This window comes from Streptomyces nanshensis, assembly GCF_001751255.1.
In the GTDB taxonomy this organism is placed as follows: Bacteria; Actinomycetota; Actinomycetes; order Streptomycetales; family Streptomycetaceae; genus Streptomyces; species Streptomyces nanshensis_A.
Window position 1 is genome coordinate 876 of record NZ_LJGW01000273.1, and the last position, 2,618, is coordinate 3,493.

3 protein-coding genes are annotated in these 2,618 nt (G+C 75.1%); all 3 read right to left on the minus strand.

What is annotated here, in order from left to right; all coding sequences use genetic code 11:
- A partial coding sequence (locus AN218_RS36755; protein ID WP_216311774.1) for a hypothetical protein occupies positions 1–503 on the minus strand: 503 nt, incomplete at its 3' end.
- Between the two features lie 8 nt (positions 504–511).
- The gene (locus AN218_RS16235; RefSeq protein WP_070017606.1) at positions 512–1,705 is read right to left on the minus strand and encodes a glycosyltransferase; all 1,194 of its coding nucleotides are present in this window, start codon (positions 1,703–1,705) and stop codon (positions 512–514) included.
- Positions 1,702–2,535: a polysaccharide deacetylase family protein gene (locus AN218_RS16240; RefSeq protein ID WP_079132232.1), complete on the minus strand. Its 834-nt coding sequence runs from the start codon at positions 2,533–2,535 to the stop codon at positions 1,702–1,704. Before AN218_RS16240 ends, AN218_RS16235 begins: the two co-directional genes overlap by 4 nt.
- Between the last annotated feature and the right edge of the window lie 83 nt (positions 2,536–2,618).

A 2,618-nucleotide genomic window follows, 5' to 3' on the forward strand; every position in this document is an offset into this window, starting at 1 on the left:
TGTCCGTTCCGCAGCGGCTGTCCGTTCCGTACGGTCCGCGCGCTGCCCGCCTGGGACGTGGCGGCGGCCGCGGACGCCGCGGTGCGCACCCATGCGCCCTCCGGCTCCGCCGGCCGGTCCGCCGACGCACCGGACGGGGCGGCACCGGTCTTGGGCTTCTTGCCGGACGAGGCGTCCGCCGTGCGGGCCGCCTCCGTCTCCGGCTTGTCCCCGGTCTGCGCTCTGTTCCCGGTCGCGGGCGCCGACTTCGCCGCGGGGGCCGACTTCGCAGCGGACGTCGCCTTGGCTTCGGGTGCCGTCTCCGTCTCCGTCTCCGTCTCCGGCTTCGCCTCCGTCCCGTCCGGGTCCGGCTTCGCGGCGTCGCTCTGCGCGGCCTCCCCGGAACCGGTGGTGCTCTTCGCCGGCGCGGAGTCCGAGGAGCGGGCTCCGCGCCGGGAGTTCTTCGTACGCGCCGAGCCGCCCGCGGCGGGGGACTTGGCAGATCCCTGTGCGGCTTTGGGCATGGCAGGACTCACCTCGATGTCACGGTTAGGGATGCCGGCGCCGGTACGGGCGTCGCCGCCGCGGGCGCCGGTGCGGGCAGTTGCGGTGCGCCCGTCGCGGCGCGGTAGACGGCCATGAGCCGTTCCGCGCTGCGGGCGATGTCGTAGCGCTCGACGACGGGCGGCACGGGCAGCCGCCGCGGCCCGGCGTCCCGGTACCGGCAGAGGAGCGCGGTGAGTTCGGGCACCCCGGTGCCGATGCGGACGGCGCCGGGAGCCTCGTCGGACGGCAGGTCGTCGATCGCGGGACAGGTGACGTGCAGCGCCGGAAGCCCGGACGCGAGGGCTTCCAGCACGGCGAGCCCGAACGTCTCCTCGGACGACGGCGAGACGAAGACGTCCATGGCCGCGAGCAGATCCGGAATCGCCTGCGCGGGCTCGCCGCCGGGAGTCGCCGTACCGTCGCACTCGCCGAGCAGATGGATCCGGTCGAGCGCGCCGAGCGCCGCGGCGATGCCCTGGAGGGCCTCCCGTTCGGGACCGTCGCCGGCCAGCAGCAGCCGTGCGTCGGGCAGAACGGCGACGGCCCGTACGAGCGTCTCGAAGTGCTTGCCCGGTACGAGCCTGCCGACCCCGCCGACGACGAACGCCTCGTCGGGGACGCCGAGCCGCCGCCGGGTGGCGGCGCGCACCTCGGGGTCGAAGCGGAAGCGGCGCGCGTCGATGCCGTTGGGCACTGTGTGCACGCGCGACGCCGGTACGCCCCAGCGCCGCAGCCGCTGCGCGACGGTGTCGGAGACGGCGACCGTCGCGCTGCCCAGCCGCTCGGAGGCGAGATACATCGCCCGTACACCGGCGTTGAGCGGCCGGCCCTCGATCGTGTCGTCCCCGAGGGAGTGCTCCGTGGCGACCACGGCGCGGATCCCGGCGAGGCGGGCGGCGAGCCGTCCGTACAGACAGGCCCGGTAGAGGTGGGTGTGGACGAGGTCGTAGCGGCCGCCCTTGAGCAGGTGCACCAGCAGCGGCATCACGGTCATGTCGAGGTTGCCGGTCATGCCGAGGTGGGTCACGCGGTGCCCGTCGGCGAGGATGCCCCGCGCGACGGAGCCGGGCTCGGTCAGCGTGAACACGTCGCAGCGGGCGGGCAGATGACGGAGCATCAGCCTCAACTGCTGTTCGGCGCCGCCCACTCCGAGGCCGGTGATGATGTGCGCGACTTTCATCGGGCGCCGCCCGCTTGGTTCCCGGTGGCAGCTTCGTTCCCGGCGTCCGCCGTGTGACCGGCGGGGGTGCCCGGTGCGTCGTCGGCGGGTGCCGCGCCCGTGCCCGTTCCCGCGCCCGCGCCCACATCCGTGCCCGTGTCCTCGTCCGCCGGGAGCGGCCTGCGGCGCACCGGGTTCAGCATCCGCTTCAGGAACAGCCGTACGGCGGTGTCGGACGCGTCGATGTGCACCCTCGGCAGAGCGTGCCGGGAGGTCAGCGATCCGGGGTCGATCGCGCAGGCGTAGCCGTACCCCGCGGCCCGTACGGCACGCACCGCGCGCTCGTCGACCGTCCCGTACGGGTAGCAGAAGCCCTCCGGCGCGGTGCCGGTGACCTCCGCCAGCAGGGCGCGGCTGTGCTGCGTCTCCGCCGTGAGCGTGGCGTCGTCGGCGGTCGTCAGGTCGGTGTGCGTCAGACCGTGCGAGCCGATCTCCATGCCCGCCTCGGCCGCGGCGCGGAGACCGTCGGCGCTCAACAGCGGCTTGCGCGGGCCGAGTTCGTCCCAGGCGTTCTCGCCGCCGAGCCGTCCGGGCAGGGCGAAGACGGTGGCGGTGCAGCCGTGGCGGCGCAGCAGCGGCAGCGCGCTGTCGACGAAGTCGGCGTAGCCGTCGTCGAAGGTCAGCCCGACGAGCCCCCTGGTGCGCCCGGCGGCCCTCGCCCGCATCAGCTCGCCGACGCTCACGCCCGTCAGACCGCGGTCGCGCAGCCAGCGCAACTGCCGGTCGAGACGGTACGGGGAGACCGTGATCCGGTACGGGTCGTCGGTGCAGGCGGAGACCGAGTGGTACATCAGCACCCAGGGCGGCCGGCGTCTGCGCAGCCCGGCACGCGTGGGAGCCGGCGCCCGCACCGGGCGGCGCGCCGGGGCCGGCA